The 21,268-nt window shown below is 67.2% G+C and carries 20 protein-coding genes; 8 read left to right on the plus strand and 12 right to left on the minus strand.

All coding sequences use genetic code 11. The features are described 5' to 3' along the window. Positions 1 to 87 precede the first annotated feature (87 nt). The 4 genes from KVG96_RS26310 to KVG96_RS26325 are packed head-to-tail and all read right to left on the minus strand — an operon-like array spanning position 88 to position 2,516. Positions 88 to 384: a DUF167 domain-containing protein gene (locus KVG96_RS26310; RefSeq protein WP_217894622.1), complete on the minus strand. Its 297-nt coding sequence runs from the start codon at positions 382 to 384 to the stop codon at positions 88 to 90. Continuing rightward, the gene (locus KVG96_RS26315) at positions 384 to 971 is read right to left on the minus strand and encodes a YggT family protein (RefSeq protein WP_217894623.1); all 588 of its coding nucleotides are present in this window, start codon (positions 969 to 971) and stop codon (positions 384 to 386) included. The genes KVG96_RS26310 and KVG96_RS26315 overlap by 1 nt, the downstream gene beginning before the upstream one ends. A gap of 24 nt (positions 972 to 995) precedes the next feature. Beyond that, positions 996 to 1,814: a pyrroline-5-carboxylate reductase gene (gene proC / locus KVG96_RS26320; RefSeq protein WP_217894624.1), complete on the minus strand. Its 819-nt coding sequence runs from the start codon at positions 1,812 to 1,814 to the stop codon at positions 996 to 998. A gap of 9 nt (positions 1,815 to 1,823) precedes the next feature. Then, positions 1,824 to 2,516, minus strand: coding sequence for a YggS family pyridoxal phosphate-dependent enzyme (locus KVG96_RS26325; RefSeq protein WP_217894625.1), 693 nt, complete (start codon positions 2,514 to 2,516; stop codon positions 1,824 to 1,826). A 56-nt stretch (positions 2,517 to 2,572) separates the two neighbouring features. On the opposite strand from KVG96_RS26325, the gene KVG96_RS26330 reads away from it, so the two are divergent. Further along, positions 2,573 to 3,607 (plus strand): type IV pilus twitching motility protein PilT, encoded by a 1,035-nt coding sequence (locus tag KVG96_RS26330; RefSeq protein WP_085580846.1) that lies wholly within the window; start codon positions 2,573 to 2,575, stop codon positions 3,605 to 3,607. Between the two features lie 43 nt (positions 3,608 to 3,650). Here KVG96_RS26330 and KVG96_RS26335 read toward each other — a convergent pair whose 3' ends face one another. Then, positions 3,651 to 4,268, minus strand: coding sequence for a C40 family peptidase (locus tag KVG96_RS26335; protein ID WP_085580844.1), 618 nt, complete (start codon positions 4,266 to 4,268; stop codon positions 3,651 to 3,653). Between the two features lie 248 nt (positions 4,269 to 4,516). Here KVG96_RS26335 and KVG96_RS26340 point away from each other — a divergent pair, with 248 nt between their 5' ends. Further along, on the plus strand, positions 4,517 to 4,948 hold the full coding sequence (locus KVG96_RS26340; RefSeq protein WP_217894626.1) for an NINE protein: 432 nt from the start codon (positions 4,517 to 4,519) through the stop codon (positions 4,946 to 4,948). Between the two features lie 40 nt (positions 4,949 to 4,988). Here KVG96_RS26340 and KVG96_RS26345 read toward each other — a convergent pair whose 3' ends face one another. The 7 genes from KVG96_RS26345 to gshB all read right to left on the minus strand — a co-directional run bounded on the left by KVG96_RS26345 (position 4,989) and on the right by gshB (position 11,046). Beyond that, positions 4,989 to 6,260 (minus strand): dihydroorotase, encoded by a 1,272-nt coding sequence (locus KVG96_RS26345; RefSeq protein WP_217894627.1) that lies wholly within the window; start codon positions 6,258 to 6,260, stop codon positions 4,989 to 4,991. Beyond that, on the minus strand, positions 6,257 to 7,261 hold the full coding sequence (locus KVG96_RS26350; RefSeq protein WP_085580837.1) for an aspartate carbamoyltransferase catalytic subunit: 1,005 nt from the start codon (positions 7,259 to 7,261) through the stop codon (positions 6,257 to 6,259). The genes KVG96_RS26345 and KVG96_RS26350 overlap by 4 nt, the downstream gene beginning before the upstream one ends. Positions 7,262 to 7,288: 27 nt before the next feature. Further along, positions 7,289 to 7,792 carry a bifunctional pyr operon transcriptional regulator/uracil phosphoribosyltransferase PyrR gene (gene pyrR, locus KVG96_RS26355; RefSeq protein WP_085580835.1) on the minus strand — a complete coding sequence of 168 codons (504 nt, stop codon included), beginning with the start codon at positions 7,790 to 7,792 and terminating at the stop codon, positions 7,289 to 7,291. A gap of 81 nt (positions 7,793 to 7,873) precedes the next feature. Continuing rightward, positions 7,874 to 8,311 carry a Holliday junction resolvase RuvX gene (gene ruvX / locus KVG96_RS26360; RefSeq protein WP_085580833.1) on the minus strand — a complete coding sequence of 146 codons (438 nt, stop codon included), beginning with the start codon at positions 8,309 to 8,311 and terminating at the stop codon, positions 7,874 to 7,876. Beyond that, positions 8,311 to 8,883 (minus strand): YqgE/AlgH family protein, encoded by a 573-nt coding sequence (locus KVG96_RS26365; protein WP_217894628.1) that lies wholly within the window; start codon positions 8,881 to 8,883, stop codon positions 8,311 to 8,313. Before KVG96_RS26365 ends, ruvX begins: the two co-directional genes overlap by 1 nt. Positions 8,884 to 8,992: 109 nt before the next feature. Then, a complete protein-coding gene (locus KVG96_RS26370; protein WP_217894629.1) occupies positions 8,993 to 9,892 on the minus strand; it encodes an energy transducer TonB in 900 nt (299 codons plus the stop codon). 188 nt (positions 9,893 to 10,080) lie between these two features. Next, entirely contained in the window at positions 10,081 to 11,046 is a 966-nt protein-coding gene (gene gshB / locus KVG96_RS26375; RefSeq protein WP_217894630.1) for a glutathione synthase, read from the minus strand. Between the two features lie 225 nt (positions 11,047 to 11,271). Here gshB and pilG point away from each other — a divergent pair, with 225 nt between their 5' ends. The 6 genes from pilG to KVG96_RS26405 all read left to right on the plus strand — a co-directional run bounded on the left by pilG (position 11,272) and on the right by KVG96_RS26405 (position 21,228). Then, the gene (pilG, locus tag KVG96_RS26380) at positions 11,272 to 11,673 is read left to right on the plus strand and encodes a twitching motility response regulator PilG (RefSeq protein WP_085580825.1); all 402 of its coding nucleotides are present in this window, start codon (positions 11,272 to 11,274) and stop codon (positions 11,671 to 11,673) included. A gap of 60 nt (positions 11,674 to 11,733) precedes the next feature. Beyond that, a complete protein-coding gene (gene pilH / locus KVG96_RS26385; RefSeq protein ID WP_003229091.1) occupies positions 11,734 to 12,099 on the plus strand; it encodes a twitching motility response regulator PilH in 366 nt (121 codons plus the stop codon). 10 nt (positions 12,100 to 12,109) lie between these two features. Further along, positions 12,110 to 12,649 (plus strand): chemotaxis protein CheW, encoded by a 540-nt coding sequence (locus tag KVG96_RS26390; RefSeq protein WP_217894631.1) that lies wholly within the window; start codon positions 12,110 to 12,112, stop codon positions 12,647 to 12,649. A gap of 143 nt (positions 12,650 to 12,792) precedes the next feature. Continuing rightward, positions 12,793 to 14,853, plus strand: coding sequence for a methyl-accepting chemotaxis protein (locus tag KVG96_RS26395; RefSeq protein WP_217894632.1), 2,061 nt, complete (start codon positions 12,793 to 12,795; stop codon positions 14,851 to 14,853). A 20-nt stretch (positions 14,854 to 14,873) separates the two neighbouring features. Then, entirely contained in the window at positions 14,874 to 20,765 is a 5,892-nt protein-coding gene (locus tag KVG96_RS26400) for a hybrid sensor histidine kinase/response regulator (RefSeq protein ID WP_217894633.1), read from the plus strand. Then, entirely contained in the window at positions 20,758 to 21,228 is a 471-nt protein-coding gene (locus KVG96_RS26405) for a chemotaxis protein CheW (protein ID WP_217894634.1), read from the plus strand. The genes KVG96_RS26400 and KVG96_RS26405 overlap by 8 nt, the downstream gene beginning before the upstream one ends. Positions 21,229 to 21,268: the final 40 nt, after the last annotated feature.

Raw genomic sequence — 21,268 nt, forward strand, 5'->3', positions numbered from 1 at the left:
TGGTGCATCGATCGCGGGCAGGCTCGCTCGCACAAGGGAACGGGAGCCCCTGTAGCAGCGAGCCTGCCTGGGATGAAGATGGCACGCTCAGCCTGCCGGACGCACCAGCCCCGGCAAGTCGGGCAACGTCTTGGGCGAGCGCACCCGAACCCGCTTCTGCCGGTTCAGCTCGCCGGAGACCAGGCTGACCTGGCTCTTGGAGACCCCGAACGCCTTGGCCAGGAACCCCATCAGGTACGCATTGGCCTTGCCTTCGACCGGCGGCGCGGTCAGGCGGATCTTCAGGCGGTCGCCGTGCAGCCCGGCGAAATCATCGCTGCGGGCCGCAGGTTGCAAGTGGCACTCCAGGATCAGGTCGTCGCCGTCCCAGCGGAACCAGGCCATCAGATCAGGCCGAACAGTTCCCGCGGCATCAGGGCGTAGTAGGCCAGGCGCGGGATCAGCCAGCTCTGCAGCAGTTGCAGGACGATGAAGGCGAAGATCGGCGAGATGTCCAGGCCGCCCAGGTTCGGCACCAGGCGGCGGAACGGCGCGAGCACCGGCTCGGTGATCTGCTGCACCAGTTCGGCGCCGGGGTTGTGGCTGCCCGGCGCGACCCAGGACAGCACCACGCTGATGATCATGGCCCAGAACAGGATCTTCAGGAACAGCGCGAAGATGCCGATCAGCGCCCACGGCGCCAGGAACAGCACATCGACCTTGTAGCCGCTGAGCAGCAGGATCACGGCGAACAGCAGCATCTGCACCACGAGGGCCAGCACCAGCGACGACATGTCCAGGCCGAACAGGCTCGGAATGAACCGGCGCAGCGGCTTGAGCAGCGGTTGGGTGGCCTTGACCACGAACTGGCAAAGCGGGTTGTAGAAGTTCGCCCGCACCAGTTGCAGGATGAAGCGCATCAGGACGACCAGCAGGTACAGGCTGCCCAGGGTCTGGATCACGAAAATGGCAGCGTCGTTGAGTCCAAGCATTGTTGATTCCTTATGAAGTGCTGATCAGCGGCCCAGTTGCTCGGCCATTTCGGCCGAACGGTGCGCGGCGGCGCCGAGGGCCTTTTCCACCAGGGCTTCGAAGCCGTCGGCCTGGAACGATTTGATGGCGGCTTCGGTGGTGCCGGCCGGCGAGGTCACGCGGCGGCGCAGTTCGGCGGCGTCGACGTCGCTGGACACGGCCATGTGCGCGGCGCCCAGGGCGGTCTGCAGGGTCAGGCGCTCGGCGGTTTCCTTCGGCAGGCCGAGCTTGACGCCGGCGGCGGTCATGGCTTCGATCAGCAGGAAGAAATAGGCCGGGCCTGAGCCGGACACGGCGGTGACGGCGTCCAGCTGCTGCTCCTGCTCCAGCCACAGGGCGATGCCCACGGCGGACAGCAGTTCCTCGGCCTGCCGGCGCTGCGCGGCGCTGACGGCAGCGGTGGCGTACAGGCCGCTCACGCCCTGGCGCAGCAGCGCCGGGGTGTTGGGCATGCAGCGCACGATCGGCTGCTCGCCGAGCCAGGCGGTCATGCTGGCGCAGGTGATGCCGGCGGCGATGGACACCACCAGCTGGTTCGGCTTGAGGCTCGGGCGGATCGCTTCGCACACGGCTTTCATGGCCTGGGGCTTGACCGCCAGCACCACCACGTCGGCGCCGTCGATGGCCTGGGCGTTGTCGGCGAAGGTCTCGATGCCGTGTTCGGCGCCGACCCGGGCGCGGGTCTCTGCGCCCGGATCGCTGGCGCGGATCCGCGCCGCTTCCAGACCCTTGGCCCGCAGGCCGCCGATCAGGCTGGCCGCCATGTTGCCGGCACCGATAAAGGCAATGCGTGTATCGCTCATGTCAGGTCCTTATTGAGAAATGTGGCCGTAGTCGCGGGCGCCGAACAGGGCGGTGCCGATACGGACCCAGGTGGCGCCCTGGGCGATGGCCGACTCGAGGTCGTGGCTCATGCCCATGGAAAGGGTGTCGAGGGGCAGGTCGAGGCTGGCCTGCAAGCGCTGCACGGCGGCGAAGGCGGCGTCCTGGGCGTCCCGGTCCTCGGTCGGCTCGGGAATCGCCATCAGCCCGCGCAGCTTCAGGCGCGGCAACTGGCTGATGGCCTGCGCCAGGGCGGGCAGGTCGGCCGGGGCGCAGCCGGACTTGCTGGCTTCGCCGCTGACGTTGACCTGGATGCAGATGTTCAGCGGCGGCAGGTCGGCCGGGCGCTGCTCGGACAGGCGTTGGGCGATTTTCAGGCGGTCCACGGAGTGCACCCAGGCGAAATGCTCGGCGATCGAGCGGGTCTTGTTCGACTGAATGGGGCCGATGAAGTGCCAGATCAAGGGCAGGTCGGCCAGTTCCTGCTGCTTGCCCAGGGCTTCTTGCAGGTAGTTCTCGCCGAAGTCCCGCAAGCCGGCGGCATAGGCGTCGCGCAGGGCCTGGGCGGGTTTGGTCTTGCTCACGGCCAGCAGCCGGACGCTGTCTTCGGCGCGCCCGGCGGCCTGGATCGCGGCCTGGATGCGCGATCCGACGTGGAAAATGTTGTCTGCTATCGTGGACATCAAGAGGCGCCGGCGGTCTGAGGGTTCGCGGCATTCTACTGGAATTGGGGGACGCTATGGATATCACCGAACTGCTGGCCTTCAGCGCCAAACAGGGCGCTTCCGACCTGCACCTGTCGGCCGGCCTGCCGCCGATGATCCGCGTGGACGGCGACGTGCGGCGGATCAATCTGCCGGCGCTGGACCACAAGCAGGTGCACGAGCTGATCTACGACATCATGAACGACACCCAGCGGGTGGACTTCGAGAAACATCTGGAAACTGACTTCTCCTTCGAAGTGCCGGGCGTCGCGCGGTTCCGGGTCAATGCCTTCAACCAGAACCGGGGTGCCGGCGCGGTGTTCCGCACCATCCCGTCCAAGGTGCTGACCATGGAGGACCTGGCCATGGGCGACGTGTTCCGCAAGATCACCGACGCCCCGCGCGGCCTGGTGCTGGTGACGGGGCCCACCGGTTCAGGCAAGTCCACCACGCTGGCGGCGATGATCGACTACCTCAACACCCACCGCCACCATCACATCCTGACCATCGAAGATCCCATCGAGTTCGTCCACGAATCGCGCAAATGCCTGATCAATCAGCGCGAAGTCCATCGCGATACCCGCAGTTTCGCCACGGCCCTGCGTTCGGCGCTGCGTGAAGACCCGGACGTGATCCTGGTGGGCGAGATGCGCGACCTGGAAACCATCCGCCTGGCGCTGACCGCCGCCGAGACCGGCCACCTGGTGTTCGGCACCCTGCACACCACTTCGGCGGCGAAGACCATCGACCGGGTGGTGGACGTGTTCCCCGGCGACGAGAAATCGATGGTGCGCTCGATGCTGTCCGAGTCGTTGCTGGCGGTGGTGTCGCAGACGCTGATCAAGAAGATCGGTGGCGGGCGGGTGGCGGCCCACGAGATCATGCTCGGCACCTCGGCGATCCGTAACCTGATCCGCGAGGACAAGGTGGCGCAGATGTATTCGGCGATCCAGACCGGCGGGTCGCTGGGGATGCAGACCCTGGACATGTGCCTGAAGGAGTTGGTGACCAAGGGGTTGATCAGTCGCGAGCATGCGCGGGAGAAGGCGCGCACGCCGGACAATTTCTGAGGGGCGGTGTGTGGTGAGGGAGCAGGCTCCCTCACCACAGGGCTCAGCGCTGGACGACGCGCATTTGCTTGGGTTCTTTGGGCAGTACGCGTTTGGCGACCACGTAGTGCTGTTCCCAGTACGGCTTGTTCAGCGTGTCGATGCTCACGGCCTTGCCGCGGCGCGGGGCGTGGATGAAGCGGTCGTTGCCCAGGTAGATGGCGACGTGGTTGACCCGGCGGCTCTTGATGTTGAAGAAGATCAGGTCGCCCGGCTTCAGGTCCTTGCGCTCGACCTTCTCGCCATGGCCGCTGGCCATTGCGTTGGAGGTGCGGGGCAGGTCGAAGGTGGCGTCGTTGAACGCGTACTTCACCAGGCCGCTGCAGTCGAAGCCCTTGCTCGGGCTGCTGCCGCCCCAGCGGTACGGCGTGCCGAGGACGTTCACCGCGCGGCTCAGGACGTTGCTGCTTTCCTTGTTCGCCATCGGCGGCACGACCTTGCTGTGGCCGTTGCTGCTGAGCGTGGTGTGCTTGCTCTGCTTGCCCTTGTTCGACGGAGCAGACGCATGGGATTTGGGGGTGTAGCCGTTGACGTTGGGAAGTCGTTGCTCACGGTTGGTGGCGTGGGCGGCCAGTGGCATCAGTAGGCAAATGGTCAGCCATGTCTTGAAAAATGGACGCATTAGGCAGGGCTCTTGTGTGTTAGCGCGCAACTTTATAACAGCTTTTTTGTCCCTTCCGAGGCCGTTGGTCGATTCGAACAGGGGGCAACGGAACCAAACAAGCGGCAAATGGACGCCATTGTCGGACAGAAGTCAGGTGCTATAAGGCTTTGACGGGGAACACGGTAGCATTTGCCGTACGTCGGCTACCTGTAAAAAAGTCACAAAGAATTAAAGAATATTTATCTATTGCGTGAATCGAGGTCTTCATGAACCGCTATCAACCGCCTGGTGCGAACCAGGACACCCACAGCAAAGTGATCGGCTATCTGCTGTGGATTTTCGGCTTCACCGGCGCCCACCGCTTCTATTACGGCAAGCCCGTGACCGGGACGATCTGGTTCTTCACCTTCGGCCTGCTCGGCATCGGCTGGCTGATCGACGTGTTCCTGATCCCGGCGATGGACCGCGAGGCCGACCTGCGTTTCACCGCCGGCCCCATCGAATACAACGTGGCGTGGATCCTGCTGACGTTCCTCGGGGTGTTCGGCGTGCACCGCATGTACCAGGGCAAGTGGATCAGCGGATTGCTGTACCTGCTGACCGGCGGGCTGTTCTTCGTCGGGGTGCTGTATGACTTCTGGACGCTGAACGATCAGGTTTCGCTGCGTAACCAGCAAAACCGCAGCGCGTTCCAGTGAAGCGAATGGCGGCGAGGGAGCAAGCTCCCTCGCCGCCGGGTTACGCCTGGTGGCTGACCCGGCCGTCCACCAGGGTGTAGCGCACCACGCCCGGCAGGCTGTGGCCGATGAACGGGCAGTTCTCGCCCTTCGACAGCCAGGCCTCGCCGGCCACGGTCGACGCCTTCGGATCGAACAGCACGATGTCCGCCGCGCCGCCCACCTCAAGTTTGCCCGCCGGCAGGCGCAGGGCCTCGGCAGGGCCGGCGCTCAGGCGCGCCAGCAGGGTCGGCAGGTCCAGCAGACCGTCCTCCACCAACGTCATCGCCAGCGGCAGCAACAGCTCGACGCTGCTGATGCCCGGTTCGGTGGCGCCGAACGGCGCCAGTTTGGCGTCGCGCTCGTGGGGCTGGTGATGGCTGGAGATCGCCGTGACCACGCCGGACTTCACCGCTTCGCGCAGGCCGTCGCGGTCGGCGCGGGTGCGCAGCGGCGGCTGGACGTGATAGAGGCTGCTGAAGTCGATCAGCGCCTCGTCGGTGAGGATCAGCTGATACAGCGCCACATCCGCCGTGACCTTCAGGCCGCGGGCCTGGGCCTGGGCGATCAGCGCCACGCCCCGGGCGCTGGTGAGCTGGCTGAAGTGCGCGCGCACGCCGGTCTGCTCCACCAGCAGCAGGTCCCGGGCCAGGGCCACGGTCTCGGCGGTCTCCGGGATGCCCGGCAGGCCGAGGAAACTGGCGGTGGCGCCTTCGTGGGCCAGGCCGCCGTCGGCCAGGTCGTGGTCCTGGGAGTTGAAGATCACCGTCAGGTCGAAGGTCGCGGCGTAGTCCAGCGCCCGGCACAGGGTGCGGGTGTTGCCGAAGCTCTTGAGGCCGTTGCCGAACGCCACGCAGCCGGCGTCGCGCAGGGCCGCCAGTTCGGCCAGTTGTTCGCCGTCCAGGCCTTTGCTCAGGGCGCCGATGGGGAACACCTTGGTGTTGCCGGCCTCGCGGGCGCGGTCGAGGATCAGTTCGGCCACGGCGGAGGTGTCGAGCACCGGTCTGGTCTTCGGCGGGCAGCACAGGCTGGTCACGCCGCCGGCCGCCGCCGCGCGGGTTTCGCTGGCGATGGTGCCTTTGCGGCTGTAGCCCGGCTCGCGCAGGGCGACGTTGAGGTCCACCAGCCCCGGAGCGGCCACCAGGCCTTGGGCGTCGATGGTTTCCACGGCGGCGAACCCCGCCGGCGCGGCGCCGAGGGCGACGATCTTGCAGGCTTCGACGTGAATGTCGGTGACGCGGTCCAGGCCGCTGGCCGGGTCGATGACGCGTGCGCCGAGAATGCTGAGCTTCACTGGGCGTTCTCCTGCTCGAATTGGCGCTGGGCGGTCTGTCCGCTCATGGCCATGGACAGCACGGCCATGCGGATCGCGATGCCGTAGGTGACTTGGTTGAGGATGACCGAGTGCGGGCCGTCGGCCACCGCCGACTCGATCTCCACCCCGCGGTTGATCGGTCCGGGGTGCATGACGATGCAGTCGGGCTTGGCCCCGGCCAGGCGCGCGGTGGTCAGGCCGAACAGGCGGTAGAACTCGCCCTCGCTCGGCAGTAGGCCGCCGGTCATGCGCTCGCGCTGCAGGCGCAGCATGATCACCACGTCGACGTCCTTCAGGCCTTGGGCCATGTCGGTGTAGACCTTCACGCCGTACTGCTCGATGCCGATCGGCAGCAGGGTCTTGGGCGCGATCACGCGGATGTCCCGGCAGCCGAGGGTCTTGAGGGCGAGCATGTTCGAGCGCGCCACCCGCGAGTGCAGGATGTCGCCGACGATGGCCACCGAGAGGTTCTCGAAGCTGCCCTTGTGCCGGCGGATGGTCAGCATGTCGAGCATGCCCTGGGTCGGGTGGGCGTGGCGGCCGTCGCCGCCGTTGATGATCGCCACCTGCGGGCAGACGTGCTCGGCGATGAAGTGCGCGGCGCCGGAGTCGCCGTGGCGCACGACGAACATGTCGGCGGCCATGGCCTCCAGGTTGCGCAGGGTGTCGAGCAGGGTTTCGCCCTTGCTGGCCGACGAGGTCGACACGTTCAGGGTGATCACGTCCGCCGACAGCCGCTGGGCCGCCAGTTCGAAGGTGGTGCGGGTGCGGGTGGAGTTTTCGAAGAACACGTTGCACACGGTCTTGCCGCGCAGCAGCGGGACTTTCTTCACCGCCCGGGCGCCGACTTCGAGGAACGAGTCGGCGGTGTCGAGGATTTCCGTCAGCAGCTCGCGGCGCAGGCCGTCGAGCGAGAGGAAGTGGCGCAGCTGGCCCTGGTCATTGAGCTGCAGCGGGCGCTTGGTGTCTAGAGGCGTCATCGCGAAGGGGACTCTCAATAGGGCGGATTAAAAGGCAAGGTCTTGCAGTTCGAGGTTCAGCTCGGGGCCGGACAGCTTGACCCGCTCGTGGGCGGCCAGCTTCAGCGTGGCGCCGACCACGTTCGGGCGGATCGGCAGCTCGCCGGCGTCCAGGTCCAGCAGGCAGACCAGGGTCACGCTGGCCGGGCGGCCGTAGTCGAACAGTTCGTTCATGGCGGCGCGGATGGTGCGCCCGCTCATCAGCACGTCGTCGATCAGCACCAGGTGCTGGCCTTCGATCTCGAAGGGCAGGGCCGAGGGGCGCACCTGCGGGTGCAGGCCGTTCTGGCTGAAGTCGTCGCGGTAGAAGGAGACGTCCAGGGTGCCGAGCGGCGCATCGCTGCCCAGTTCCTTGAGCAGGGCCTGGGCGACCCAGACGCCGCCGGTGCGGATGCCGATGAAACGCGGCTCGCCGATGCCGCGCGCGTCCAGGTGCGCCTTGAGGCGGGTCGCCATCTGGCTGATCAGATCGGCGGGATTGGGCAGGCTCATGGTTGCTCCTTCTCGGGGGCGGGCCGGCGCGTGTGGACGGCGGCCCGGGTCGTAGCCAAAAGAAAAGCGCCGAAGCGCTTGTCAGGATTCAAACAATGCGGTGTTTTCGTCGAGCCAGCCCTGCAGCAGCAGGGCGGCGGCGATGGCGTCCACCGGGTTGTCGCGGTAGCTGCCCTTCTGACCGCCGCGGGCCATGCGCTCGCCCTTGGCCTCGAAGGTGGTCAGGCGTTCGTCGTGGGTATAGAAGGGCAGGTTGTAGCGGCCGTTGAGGCGGCGGCCGAACTTCTCGGCGCGCTCGCACATCTCGCTGGGCGTGCCGTCCATGTTCAGCGGCAGGCCGACCACCACGGCGTCGGGTTTCCATTCCTTGATCAGGGCCTCGACCTGGTTCCAGTCGGGCACCCCGTTCTGCGCCCTCAGGGTGCACAGCTCGCGGGCCTGGCCGGTGATGACCTGGCCGACCGCCACGCCGATCGAGCGGGTGCCGTAGTCGAAGCCGAGGATAAGGCGCAAAGCCATCAGGCGTGCCCCGCCTGGCTGGTCAACAGGCTCAGGTTGATGCCCAGGTGCTTGGCGGCGGCTTCCAGGCGCAGGTCGCTGCGGGTGTTGAACAGGACGTCGGCGTCGTACGGGCAGGTCAGCCAGGCGTTGTCGGCCAGTTCGGCCTCAAGCTGCCCCGCTTCCCAGCCGGCGTAGCCCAGGGTGATCAGGCTCTGTTGCGGGCCGACGCCGTCGGCGATGGCGAACAGCACGTCCTGGGAGGTGGACAGCGCCAGGTGGCCGTCCAGCTCGACCGTGGCCTGGAAGGTCTGGCCCGCCGGGTGCAGGACGAAGCCGCGGTCGGTCTGCACCGGGCCGCCGATGTAGATCGGCACGTGCTGGCAGCGCGCCGGCGGCTCGATGTCCGGACGCAACTGCTCCAGGATGTCGGCCAGGTTCAGCTCCTGCGGTCGGTTCACCACCAGCCCCATGGCGCCATTGGCCGTGTGCTCGACGATGTAGGTCAAGGTGTGGGCAAAGTTGGGGTCGGCCATGTGCGGCATGGCGATCAGGAAGTGATGCTTGAGGTAGCTGGGGCTGACGTTTTTCATGTGCGCTAGTGTGGCGGTCAAGGGGCGAACTGACAAGCCGGGGATGCATATCCCCGGTGGCGATGACGCTTGCTTGCGCCCGGCTGCGCAGCGGCCGTGAAGCCCACGGTCAGTTGCTGGACAGGCGGTCGCCCCGGGCGAATTTCCAGGTGCGGATGATTTCCAGCCGGTCGATGTCCGACAGGTCGCCGGTGAACGGCGCAAACGGCGCGGCCAGGCGGACGATGCGCTGGGCGGCCTGGTCCAGCAGCGGCTGGCCGGAGGACTCCAGCACCATCACCTCATACAGCGAGCCGTCGCGGTTGATCGACACCATCAGCCGCAGGTTGCCGTAGATCTGCTGGCGCCGTGCTTCGTCGGGGTAGTTGAGGTTGCCGATGCGCTCGACCTTCTTGCGCCATTCGTCCTTGTACCAGGCGCCCTTGTCGCGCATGGTCGAGGCGGCGCTCAGGCGGTGGATCCGCGGGCGCTTGGCGTACAGCTGCTGTTCGTGGGCCAGTTCCGCCTCCAGGCTGGCGATGTCGCTGGACAGCTGCGAGCTGTCGAACGTCGGCGCGTCGACCGCCGGCCGGGTCTCGGTCCTGGTCTCTTCCTTTTTGGTCGGCGCCTTCTGCGGTTTCGGCGCGACCGTGGTCACGGCGGCCTTGGGCGCGGCTTCCTTCACCTCGGCCTTGGCGGCGGGCGGCGGGGTGATCTTCTTGACCTGGTTGTCCTGGAACGGCGCGACCTCGGTGGTCTTGGGAATCGCCTTCTTGTCCAGCGTACCGCTGCCTTCCTGGTTTTCCTGGGCGAGGAAATCCGCCTTGGCGGGCTTCTTCTCGCTCTTGAAGGTGGCGAGGGTGATTTCCAGGGTCTTGCTGATCTGCTTGGGCTCGACCATGGTGAAGCCCACGCCCAGCAGCAGCGCCAAATGGATCAGCGCCGCCAGGAACAGGGTAAATCCGAGGCGATCGACCGGACGCACGCCGGTGTGGGCGAGTTCTACGGGCAGATCGGACGGAAGTGTCATTCGAAAAAAACCAACATCGCGTTTTTACGGGCTCGGCATCATAACGCAATGTTGGTTTTTAGCTGCAAGCTACTAGCTTCAAGCGACAAGCTGCATGGCTTGCCGCTTGCCGCTTGCCGCTACCGCTTGGTGCTTGCGGCTTACCGCTACCGCTTGGCGCTTGGCGCTTGCGGCTTACCGCTTGCAGCTCACCGCTTACCGCTTACCGCTTGCAGCTTACCTTCGATCACCTCCATCAGCAGCCCGCCGATGTCGGTGCCGAAGGCGTTGTCGATTTCGCGGATGCAGGTCGGGCTGGTGACGTTGATCTCGGTCAGGTGCTCGCCGATCACGTCCAGGCCGACGAACAGCAGGCCCTTGGCGCGCAGGGTCGGGCCGACCTGGGCGGCGATCCAGCGGTCCTTGTCGGTCAACGGGCGGGCTTCGCCCCGGCCGCCGGCCGCCAGGTTGCCGCGGGTCTCGCCCTGGGCCGGGATCCGCGCCAGGCAGTAGTCCACCGGCTCGCCGTCAATCATCAGGATGCGCTTGTCGCCGTCCTTGATGGCCGGAAGGTACGCCTGGCCCATGATCTGCTGGGTGCCGAGGGCGGTCAGGGTCTCCAGGATCACCGACAGGTTCGGGTCGCCCGCGCGGTGGCGGAAGATCGACGTGCCGCCCATGCCGTCCAGCGGCTTGAGGATCACGTCGCCATGCCGGGCGGCGAACTCGCGCAGCACGTCGGCGCGGCGGCTGACCACGGTCGGCGGCGTGCACTGCGGGAACAGCGTGGCGAACAGCTTCTCGTTGCAGTCGCGCAGGCTCTGCGGCTTGTTGACCACCAGCACGCCGGCGCTTTCGGCCTGCTCGAGCAGGTAGGTGGAGTAGACGAACTCCATGTCGAACGGCGGATCCTTGCGCATCAGGATCACGTTCAGGTCGCTGAGGAGCGAATCCTGCTCCTGGCCCAGCTCGAACCACTTCTGCGGGTCGGCGAACACCTTCAGGGGCTTCATCCGCGCCCGGGCCTGGCCTTCGGCCTGGTACAGGTCGCGCTGCTCCATGTAGAACAGTTCCCAGCCGCGTTTCTGCGCGGCCAGCAGCATGGCCAGCGAGCTATCCTTTTTATAGGAGATGCTGGCGATGGGGTCCATCACAATCCCGACGCGAACGCTCATGGGGTTTTCCTCGAAAATGGGCTACCGGAACGGTACGCAAAAAGTGGCGTCAGAGTGGCGCCGGGCGGGTTTGCGGTCAAGGGAAAACCCGTCGATAGATTGCATGGGGAGACTGTGCTAAAAAGGCTGCCATACCGGGCTGGCCCTTGAACGGCAAGGGTTTGCAGCCGGCAGTCATCGCAAAACGGACATATTGATTCGCAAAGGCGACGGTAGAGCCCCCTTATGGAACAGCAGTCCAGCGCCTTGAAGGTCATGGTGATCGACGACTCGAAAACGATTCGCCGCACCGCCGAGACCTTGCTGAAAAACGCAGGGTGCGACGTCATCACGGCGGTCGACGGTTTCGAGGCATTGGCCAAGATCGTCGACAACCATCCGGACATCGTTTTCGTGGACATCATGATGCCGCGTCTGGATGGTTATCAGACCTGCGCTTTAATCAAGAACAACAGCGCGTTCAAGGCGACGCCGGTGATCATGCTGTCGTCCCGCGACGGGCTGTTCGACAAGGCCAAGGGGCGGATCGTCGGCTCCGACCAATTCCTGACCAAGCCGTTCAGCAAGGAAGAGCTGCTCGACGCGATAGCGGCCCATGTGCCGGGCTTTGCCGCAGTGCTGCAGTGAGACACGTACAAGGACGCGCGGCCAGCGGGCCGGGCGTCGACAAGAAAAATGGGGAAGACCATGGCTCGTATCCTGATCGTCGATGATTCGCCGACCGAAATGTACAAACTGACCGGCATGCTGGAAAAGCACGGCCATGAGGTGCTCAAGGCCGAAAACGGCGCCGACGGCGTGGCCCTGGCCCGTCAGGAGAAGCCTGACGCGGTGCTGATGGACATCGTCATGCCCGGGCTCAACGGCTTCCAGGCCACCCGCCAGTTGACCAAGGATGCCGAGACCAGCCATATCCCGGTGATCATCATCACCACCAAGGACCAGGAGACCGACAAGGTCTGGGGCACCCGCCAGGGCGCGAAGGACTACCTGACCAAGCCGGTCGAGGAAGACACCCTGATCAAGACCCTGAACAACGTGCTGGCCGGTTGAGCGCGCAGCCATGAGCGGGTCGCTGACCGCGTTCGAGCTGCTGTGGCAGATGGATCAGCGCTGCCGGTCGCTGGCGGCGCAGTTGCCGTCGCCGCCGCCCAGCCGGGACCTGTGGAGCGGCATCGGCTTCCGCCTGGGCGAGCACTGGTACGTGACGCCCATGGGCGAGATCGGCGAAGTGCTTCCCGAACCGCGCTTCACCCAGTTGCCGGGGGTCAAGCCGTGGGTCAAGGGCGTCGCCAACCTGCGCGGGCGGCTGTTGCCGGTCATGGACCTGTGCGGTTTCTTCGGCCACGAGCTGTCGCCGTTGCGCAAGCAGCGGCGGGTGCTGGTGGTGGAGCACCGGGAGGTGTTCGCCGGGCTGCTGGTCGATGAGGTCTTCGGGCTGCAGCATTTCGAGCAGGACAGCTTCGAGCCGCTGCCGATCAGCGAGCGGCAGGGCGCCAAGGCCGGGTTTCTCAAGGGGCACTTCCGGCGCGAACAGGACTGGCGGGTGTTCAGCCTGTTTGCCCTGGCGCAGTCCCCGGGTTTCATGAACATCGCAATATAGCCGCAACAACAGAGAATCCATGTAGGAGCGAGCCTGCTCGCGATTCAGCCGCCGCGGTGTGCCGGGCACACCGCGTTACCGATCAATCGCGAGCAGGCTCGCTCCCACAGGGGCTTCGGTGGGCTTCAGACAGGCGAGGACCGATGACAAAAGCAAAACCAGGCATGCCCGCAGAAGGCTCGCGCAGCCGCTCGCAGATCATCGTGCTGTTCATCGCGCTGATCGTGTTCATCATGCTGCTGTTCGCCAACTTCGCGTACCTCAACACCCAGGCCAACTACGACAAGCAGTACATCGGCCACGCCGGGGAGCTGCGGGTGCTGTCCCAGCGCATCGCCAAGAACGCCACCGAAGCCGCCGCCGGCAAGGCCGCCGCGTTCAAGCTGCTGAGCGATGCGCGCAACGACTTCGCCCAGCGCTGGGGCTACCTGAAGAAGGGCGACGCCGCCACCGGCCTGCCGCCCGCGCCGTCTACCGTGCGCCCGGAGATGCGCGCCGTGCAGCTGGACTGGGAGCGCCTGCTGAAGAACACCGACGCCATCCTTTCCAGCGAACAGACCGTGCTGTCCCTGCACCAGGTGGCGGCGACCCTGGCCGAAACCGTGCCGCAACTGCAGATCGAGTACGAAAAGGTCGTGGATATCCTGCTCCAGCGCGGCGCCCCGGCGGGGCAGGTCGCGATGGCCCAGCGCCAGTCGCTGCTGGCGGAGCGGATCCTGGGGGCGGTCAACACCGTGCTGTCCGGCGACGAGAACTCGCAGCAGGCCGCCGATGCCTTCGGCCGCGACGCCACCCGGTTCGGCCAGGTGCTCAACGGCATGCTCCAGGGCAACCCTTCGCTGAAGATCAGCCAGGTCGAGGACCGCGACGCCCGGGCGCGGCTGGGCGAGATCGCCGAGCTGTTCCAGTTCGTTTCCGGCTCGGTGGACGAGATCCTCGAAACCTCGCCGGAGCTGTTCAAGGTGCGCGAGTCGGCCACCAACATCTTCAGCCTGTCGCAGACCCTGCTCGACGAAGCCTCGCACCTGGCCAGCCGCTTCGAGAACCTGGCCGGCGGGCGCAGCACCGACACCATCGGCGGCTATGTGCTGGGCCTGCTGGCGCTGGCCTCGATCATCCTGATCGGCATGGTCATGGTGCGCGAGACAAACCGCCAGTTGCGCGAGACCGCCGAGAAGAACGAACGCAACCAGAACGCGATCATGCGCCTGCTCGACGAGATCGAAGACCTGGCCGACGGCGACCTCACAGTGACCGCCTCGGTGACCGAGGACTTCACCGGCACCATCGCCGACTCCATCAACTATTCCGTCGACCAGTTGCGCGACCTGGTGGCGACCATCAACCTCACCGCCGGCCAGGTCGCCGCCGCGGTGCAGGAGACCCAGGCCACCGCGATCCACCTGGCCCAGGCCTCGGAACATCAGGCCCAGCAGATCGCCGAAGCCTCCAACGCGATCAGCGACATGGCCCAGTCCATCGACCAGGTGTCGGCCAACGCCGCCGAGTCGTCGGCGGTGGCCGAGCGTTCGGTGGACATCGCCAACAAGGGCAACGAGGTGGTGCACAACACCATCCACGGCATGGACAACATCCGCGAGCAGATCCAGGACACCGCCAAGCGGATCAAGCGCCTGGGCGAGTCGTCCCAGGAAATCGGCGACATCGTCAGCCTGATCGACGACATCGCCGACCAGACCAACATCCTCGCGCTCAACGCTGCGATCCAGGCCTCGATGGCCGGTGACGCCGGGCGCGGCTTCGCGGTGGTCGCCGATGAGGTGCAGCGCCTGGCCGAGCGTTCCTCCGCCGCCACCCGGCAGATCGAGACGCTGGTGCGGGCGATCCAGGCCGACACCAACGAAGCGGTCATCTCCATGGAGCAGACCACCACCGAAGTGGTGCGCGGCGCACGCCTGGCGCAGGACGCCGGGGTGGCCCTGGAAGAGATCGAAGGCGTGTCCAAGACCCTCGCCGCGCTGATCCAGAGCATTTCCAACGCGGCGCAGCAGCAGACTTCGTCGGCCGGGCAGATCTCCCTGACGATGAACGTGATCAAGCAGATCACCTCGCAGACCTCGTCCGGCTCCACCGCCACCGCCGACAGCATCGGCAACCTGGCGAAAATGGCCAGCCAGCTGCGCCGTTCGGTGTCCGGCTTCACCTTGCCGGCGACGCCGGCGCCGGCAACGGACAAAGCGTGAGGCTGGCGGACGGAGCGGTCATGGGCGACCGGCACGACTATGTGGCCCTGGAATGGGTCAAGGGCGAGATCGCCGAAACCCTGAGGCTGGCGCACCAGGCCGTCGAGGCGGTGCTCGACGAACCGTCGTCCGTCCCCGGGCTGGACGAGTGCCTGGCCTGCATCCATCAGGTGCACGGCAGCCTTCAAATGATCGAGTTCTACGGTGCGGCGCTGCTGGCCGAAGAGATGGAGCAACTGGTCGAAGCCCTGCGCGAGGGCCGCGTCAGCCACCGCGAAGAAGCCCTGCACCTGCTGCTGCAAGCCATCGGCCAGTTGCCGCTCTACCTCGACCGCGTGCAAGGCGCCCGGCGCGACTTGCCGCTGGTGGTGCTGCCGTTGCTCAACGACCTGCGCAGCGCCCGGGGCGAAAGCCTGCTGTCGGAGACCAGCCTGTTCAGCCCGCAGTTGCCCGACAGCCCGCCGCTGGACGCCGAGACCCTCAAAGCGCTCGAGCCGCCGGACTTGCCCAACGTGCTGCGCAAACTGCGCCAGACGCTGCAGATGGCCCTGGTCGGCCTGCTGCGCGAACAGGACGACCAGACGCACCTGGGTTACCTGGCCAAGGTCTTCCTGCGTCTTGAGGCGCTGAGCGGCGCCGCGCCGCTCAGCCCGTTGTGGCAGGTCGCCTCGGCGCTGGTCGAGGGCATGCGCGAAGGGCGGATCGCCAACAGCCCGGCCCTGCGCAGCCTGTTCAAGGACGCCGACAAGCAGCTCAAGCGCCTGCTCGACCAAGGCATGCCGGCCCTGAACCGGCCGCCCCCGCCGGAGCTGCTCAAGAGCCTGCTGTTCTACATCGCCAAAGCCGAACATCCCACCGGGCAGATGCTGACCATGAAAGACCGCTACTCCCTGGACGACGCGCTGCCCGACAGCGCGATGGTCGATGAAGAACGCGCGCGCCTGGCCGGCCCCGACCGCGATGCCATGCGCTCGGTGCTGGTGGCGCTGTGCGAAGAGCTGGTGCGGGTCAAGGAGCGCCTCGACCTGTTCGTGCGCAGCGACCGCCAGCACGTCGCGGACCTGGACAGCCTGCTGGCGCCGCTGCGGCAGATCGCCGACACCCTGGCGGTGCTCGGCTTCGGCCAGCCGCGCAAGGTGATCATCGACCAGTTGGCGGTGGTGCTCGGCCTGGCCCAGGGCCAGCGCGCGCCGAACGACGCCACGCTGATGGACGTCGCCGGCGCCCTGCTGTACGTCGAGGCGACCCTGGCCGGCATGGTCGGCACGGTCGAGCCGCAGGATCCGGACGACAGCCGCCTGCCCACCACGGACCTGACGCAGATCCACCAGATCGTGATCAAGGAAGCGCGCATCTGCCTGCAGCAGGCCAAGGACATGATCGTCGACTACATCGAGGCCGACTGGGACCGCCAGCCGCTGCAGCCGCTGCCGGAGCTGTTGACCCAGGTGCGCGGCGCACTGGCGATGATCCCGCTCAGCCGGGCGGCGAGCCTGGTGGAGGCCTGCAACGGGTTCATCCGCGAACGCCTGCTGCTCGACCCGCACGAGCCCGGCTGGCAACAGCTCGACAGCCTGGCTGATGCCATCGCCAGCCTGGAATACTGCCTCGAACGCCTGGGCGACGACCCGCAGGCCGCCACCGAACCCTTGCTGGACGTGGCGCAGAAGAGCCTCGCCAAGCTCGGCTATTTCCCTGACGAACCCTATGTGCCGGTGCTGGCCGACGTGGTCAGCCCCGTTGACGCGCAGGCGCTGCAGGACCGCCAGGCCCTGGAGGATCCCGGGATCGTCCAGTCGCTGGCCGAGGTGCTGGCCAGCCCGGTGTCGGCGGTCAACCCGCCGGCGCAGACCACCCCCGAAAGCCTGCTGCCGCCGCCCGCCGATGAAGCGCCGGTGGACGACGAACTGCGCGAGGTGTTCCTCGAGGAGACCGGCGAGGTGCTCGATGTGCTGGGCGAGTACCTGCCGCGCTGGTCGGCCGATCCCGGCGACCGCGCGGCCCTGAGCGAACTGCGCCGGGCTTTCCACACCCTCAAGGGCAGTGGCCGCATGGTGCGGGCGCTGATCCTCGGCGAACTGGCCTGGGCCGTGGAGAACCTGCTCAACCGCGTGCTGGAGCACAGCGTCGAGCCCGCGCCTGCGGTGGGCCAGGTGCTGACGGACTGCCTGCAACTGCTGCCGGAGCTGATCGCCGAATTCGCCGCCAACGCCCAGCGCCAGCGCAGCGATGTCGACCGGCTCGCGGCCCGGGCCCATGCCCTGGCCAGGGGTGATGCGCCGCCGGCCGCCCCGGGCGTGAAGGACACCGCCGCGACGGATCCGCTGCTGCTGGAGATCTTCCGCAACGAGGCCGAAACCCATCTGGCCAGCCTCAACCGCTTCCTCGACCAGGCGGCCGAGCATGTGCCGCTGCCGGCCAGCGACGAATTGCAGCGCGCGCTGCACACCCTCAAGGGCAGCGCGTCGATGGCCGGCGTCTTGCCGATCGCCGAACTGGCGGCGCCGCTCGATCACCTGGCCCGGGAGTTCAAGGCCCACCAGATGGCGCTGGACCTGGACGAAGTGGAGCTGCTGCTGGAGGCCGAAGGGCTGCTGCGCATCGGCCTGCGCCAGTTGGGCAGCGATCCGCTGGCGCCGATCGTCGGTGCGCAATCGCTGATCAAGCGCACCGAGACCTTGCTGGCCGAACGGCTGGCGTCGATCCTCGACGGGCCCAGCGGCGGGCTGCGGGTCAAGCGCGATCCGCAACTGATCAACGACTTCCTGGCCCAGGGCATGGACATCCTGCTCGACGCCGAAAACCTCCTGCAGCGCTGGCAGCAGCACCCCGGCGAACGCCAGGAACTGAGCGCGCTGCTGGATGAGCTGACCACCCTGGGCGAGGCCGCGCACCTGGCCGACCTGTTGCCGGTGGACGTACTGTGCGAAGCCTTGCTCGACCTCTACGGCGCCGTCGAGGAAAGCAGCCTGGCGGTCAGCGAGGGGTTCTTCGAGCAGGCGCAACTGGCCCACGAAGCACTGATCAACATGCTCGACGAACTGGCCGCCGGCCAGGAAATCACCCCGCAACCCCAGCGCATCCGCGCCTTGCACGAATTGCTCGACCAGAGCCTGGATCCGGCGTCCATGGGCCTGATCCGCAGCGACGGCAGCCGTACCCTGAGCATCCGCGAGCTGGGCAGCGCCACCGCCGAACTGAGCAAGGCCGCCGTCAGCGGGCCGGACGACGAGATCGTCGAGATCTTCCTGGAAGAGGCGGTGGACCTGCTCGACAGCGCCGGGCAAGCCCTGCGCCGCTGGCTGGCGGATCCTGCCAACGGGGCGCCGCTGCCGTCGCTGCAACGGGATCTGCACACCCTCAAGGGCGGTGCGCGGATGGCCGAGGTCGATGCGGTCGGTGATCTGGCCCAGGAACTGGAAACCGTCTACCAAGGCCTGGCGGAGCGCCGTCACAGCCACAGCGACGCCTTGGGGCAGCTGCTGCGCCAGTGCCATGAGCGGTTGGCGCTGCAGCTCGACCAACTGCACGACCGACAGCCGCCGGGCCCGGCCCTGGAACTGATCGAGGCGCTGCGCCGGTTCCGCCAAGGCGAGCCCGAGGCCTCCCCGGCGGCCGTCCACGAGGAGGGCGCCGGGCACGACCCGGAGCTGCTGGAGGTGTTCCTCGACGAAGGTTCCGACATCATCGAAAGCTCCGGCGCGGCCCTGAGCCGTTGGCAGGCCGGCCCCGGCAACCGCCAGGAGGTCGAAACCCTGCTGCGCGACCTGCACACCCTCAAGGGCGGCGCGCGAATGGTGGAAATCGGCCCCATCGGCGACCTGGCCCATGAGCTGGAGAACCTCTACGAACGCGTGTCCGCCGGCACCTTGCAGCCGGGGGCCGAACTGTTCGCGCTGGTGCAGCGCAGCCACGACCGTCTGGCCCAGATGCTCGACGCGGTGCGCGCCGGGCAGCCGTGTCCGCCGGCGGACCGGCTGATCAATGCGATCCGCGACTTCAGCCACCCGGCGGCGCCGCAGGCCACTGCGCCGGTGCCGGCCGCGCCGGTGAAGGCCGAGCCCGCCGCTCCGGCCGCCGACAGCGGCGCGGACATGGTCAAGGTGTCGGCCGAACTGCTCGACGACCTGGTCAACCTGGCCGGCGAAACCTCGATCGTCCGCGGGCGGATCGAGCAGCAGGTCAGCGATGCGCAGGTGGCGCTCAACGAGATGGAAACCACCATCGAACGGATGCGCGACCAGTTGCGCCGCCTCGACACCGAGACCCAGGGGCGCATCCTCAGCCGTCAGCAGGTGGACAACGAGCGGCTGGGCTACGAAGAGTTCGACCCGCTGGAGATGGATCGCCATTCGCAGCTGCAGCAGTTGTCCCGGGCGCTGTTCGAGTCCGCCTCGGACCTGCTGGACCTGAAGGAGACCCTCGACCGGCGCACCCGTGACGCGGAAAACCTGCTGCAGCAGCAAGGCCGGATCAACTCCGAACTGCAAGAAGGGCTGATGCGCACGCGCATGGTGCCGTTCGAACGGATGCTGCCGCGCCTCAAGCGCATCGTCCGTCAGGTGGCCGAGGAGCTGGACAAGGACGTGGCCTTCACCGTCGGCAACGCCGAGGGCGAGATGGACCGCAACGTGCTGGAGCGCATGGCCGCGCCGCTGGAACACATGCTGCGCAACGCCGTCGACCACGGTCTGGAACCTGCCGACGTGCGGCTGGCGGCGGGCAAGCCGGCCCAGGGGCAAATCACCCTCGATCTGTCCCGGGAGGGCGGCGACATCGTTTTCGACATCCGCGACGACGGCGCCGGGGTGCCGCTGGACGCGGTGCGGCGCAAGGCGGTCAAGCGCGGCCTGCTGGCGCCGGACGCCGAGATCAGCGACCGCGACGTGCTGCAGTTCATCCTTCAGCCGGGGTTCTCCACTGCCGAGAAGATCACCCAGATCTCCGGGCGCGGCGTGGGCATGGACGTGGTGCACGAAGAGGTGCGCCAGTTGGGCGGCACCATGAGCATCGATTCGGTGCCGGGGCAGGGGGTGCACTTTCGCATCCGCCTGCCGTTCACGGTGTCGGTCAACCGGGCGCTGATGGTGCAGTGCGGCGACGATCAGTACGCGATTCCGCTGAACACCATCGACGGCATGGTGCGGGTGCCGCCGAACGAACTGGAAGGGCACTTCCGGCTCGACCCGCCGGTGTACGAGTACGCCGGCCAGCGCTACGAGCTGTGCTACCTGGGCGAACTGCTCAAGACCGTCCCCCGGCCCAAGCTGCTGGGCCAGAGCCTGCCGCTGCCGGTGCTGCTGGTGCAGTGCAACGAGCGGCATGTGGCGGTGCAGGTGGACGCCATGGCCGGCACCCGCGAGATCGTGGTCAAGAGCCTGGGCCCGCAGTTCGCGGCGGTGCAGGGGGTGTCCGGGGCGACCATCCTCGGCGACGGCCGGGTGGTGCTGATCCTCGACCTGCTGGCGCCGATCCGCGCGATGCAGGCCCGCCTGCCGCAACGGCCGGCGCAGCCGGACATCGACAGCGAACCGCAGCGGCCGGTGCTGGTGCTGGTGGTGGACGACTCGGTCACCGTGCGCAAGGTCACCAGCCGCCTGCTGGAGCGCCACGGCATGAACGTGCTCACCGCCAAGGACGGGGTCGATGCGATGCTGCTGCTGGAAGAGCACCTGCCCGACGTCATGCTGCTGGACATCGAAATGCCGCGCATGGACGGCTTCGAAGTGGCGACCCGGGTGCGCAGCGACGAGCGCCTGCAGCACCTGCCGATCATCATGATCACCTCGCGCACCGGGCAGAAGCACCGCGACCGCGCCATGGCCATCGGCGTCAACGAATACCTCGGCAAGCCGTATCAGGAGTCGGTGCTGCTCGACAGCATCGCCCAATGGAGCAAGAGACATGCATGAGCGGCGTCATAACCCGCGCACCAGCCAGCTCACCGGGCTGCTGCTGCCGCTGGCCGACCGCAACCTGATCCTGCCGAACGTGGCGGTGGCCGAGCTGATCGACTACCAGGCCGGCGCCTTCGACCTCGACACGCCACCGTGGTACCTGGGCCGGGTGACCTGGCGCGAGCGGCAGATTCCGCTGCTCAGCTTCGAGTCGGCCTGCGGCAACCGGATCGTCATCGGCGAGCGGGCGCGGATCGTGGTCCTCAACGCCCTGGGCGGCCTGCCGCAGCTGCGCTTCATGGCCCTGCTGGTGCAGGGGATCCCGCGCTCGTGCAAGCTCGACAGCCAGTTGAGCTATGTGGATGTGCCGTTGTGCGCGCTGGAACAGGCGGCGGTGCAGGTGGGCGACCAGGTGGCGAAAGTGCCGGATCTGCTGGGGCTGGAGAAGCTGCTGGTGGAGGCCGGGCTCACCGGTTGACCCGGACGCTTGCGGCACCCACGGCCTCAACCATTACGCT

The sequence above is a fragment of the Pseudomonas ekonensis genome, assembly GCF_019145435.1.
Lineage (GTDB): Bacteria > Pseudomonadota > Gammaproteobacteria > Pseudomonadales > Pseudomonadaceae > Aquipseudomonas > Aquipseudomonas ekonensis.

Excerpts from the sequence above, each read along its gene's own strand:
- pilG (WP_085580825.1), top strand. The coding sequence starts at position 11,272 with ATGGAACAGCAGTCCAGCGCCTTGAAGGTCATGGTGATCGACGACTCG.
- KVG96_RS26365 (WP_217894628.1), bottom strand. The coding sequence starts at position 8,883 with ATGAAAAACGTCAGCCCCAGCTACCTCAAGCATCACTTCCTGATCGCC.
- pyrR (WP_085580835.1), bottom strand. The coding sequence starts at position 7,792 with ATGAGCCTGCCCAATCCCGCCGATCTGATCAGCCAGATGGCGACCCGC.
- KVG96_RS26310 (WP_217894622.1), bottom strand. The coding sequence starts at position 384 with ATGGCCTGGTTCCGCTGGGACGGCGACGACCTGATCCTGGAGTGCCAC.
- ruvX (WP_085580833.1), bottom strand. The coding sequence starts at position 8,311 with ATGGCTTTGCGCCTTATCCTCGGCTTCGACTACGGCACCCGCTCGATC.
- KVG96_RS26335 (WP_085580844.1), bottom strand. The coding sequence starts at position 4,268 with ATGCGTCCATTTTTCAAGACATGGCTGACCATTTGCCTACTGATGCCA.
- KVG96_RS26390 (WP_217894631.1), top strand. The coding sequence starts at position 12,110 with ATGAGCGGGTCGCTGACCGCGTTCGAGCTGCTGTGGCAGATGGATCAG.
- KVG96_RS26370 (WP_217894629.1), bottom strand. The coding sequence starts at position 9,892 with ATGACACTTCCGTCCGATCTGCCCGTAGAACTCGCCCACACCGGCGTG.
- KVG96_RS26325 (WP_217894625.1), bottom strand. The coding sequence starts at position 2,516 with ATGTCCACGATAGCAGACAACATTTTCCACGTCGGATCGCGCATCCAG.
- KVG96_RS26395 (WP_217894632.1), top strand. The coding sequence starts at position 12,793 with ATGACAAAAGCAAAACCAGGCATGCCCGCAGAAGGCTCGCGCAGCCGC.
- gshB (WP_217894630.1), bottom strand. The coding sequence starts at position 11,046 with ATGAGCGTTCGCGTCGGGATTGTGATGGACCCCATCGCCAGCATCTCC.
- pilH (WP_003229091.1), top strand. The coding sequence starts at position 11,734 with ATGGCTCGTATCCTGATCGTCGATGATTCGCCGACCGAAATGTACAAA.
- KVG96_RS26330 (WP_085580846.1), top strand. The coding sequence starts at position 2,573 with ATGGATATCACCGAACTGCTGGCCTTCAGCGCCAAACAGGGCGCTTCC.
- KVG96_RS26350 (WP_085580837.1), bottom strand. The coding sequence starts at position 7,261 with ATGACGCCTCTAGACACCAAGCGCCCGCTGCAGCTCAATGACCAGGGC.
- proC (WP_217894624.1), bottom strand. The coding sequence starts at position 1,814 with ATGAGCGATACACGCATTGCCTTTATCGGTGCCGGCAACATGGCGGCC.
- KVG96_RS26400 (WP_217894633.1), top strand. The coding sequence starts at position 14,874 with ATGGGCGACCGGCACGACTATGTGGCCCTGGAATGGGTCAAGGGCGAG.
- KVG96_RS26315 (WP_217894623.1), bottom strand. The coding sequence starts at position 971 with ATGCTTGGACTCAACGACGCTGCCATTTTCGTGATCCAGACCCTGGGC.
- KVG96_RS26405 (WP_217894634.1), top strand. The coding sequence starts at position 20,758 with ATGCATGAGCGGCGTCATAACCCGCGCACCAGCCAGCTCACCGGGCTG.
- KVG96_RS26340 (WP_217894626.1), top strand. The coding sequence starts at position 4,517 with ATGAACCGCTATCAACCGCCTGGTGCGAACCAGGACACCCACAGCAAA.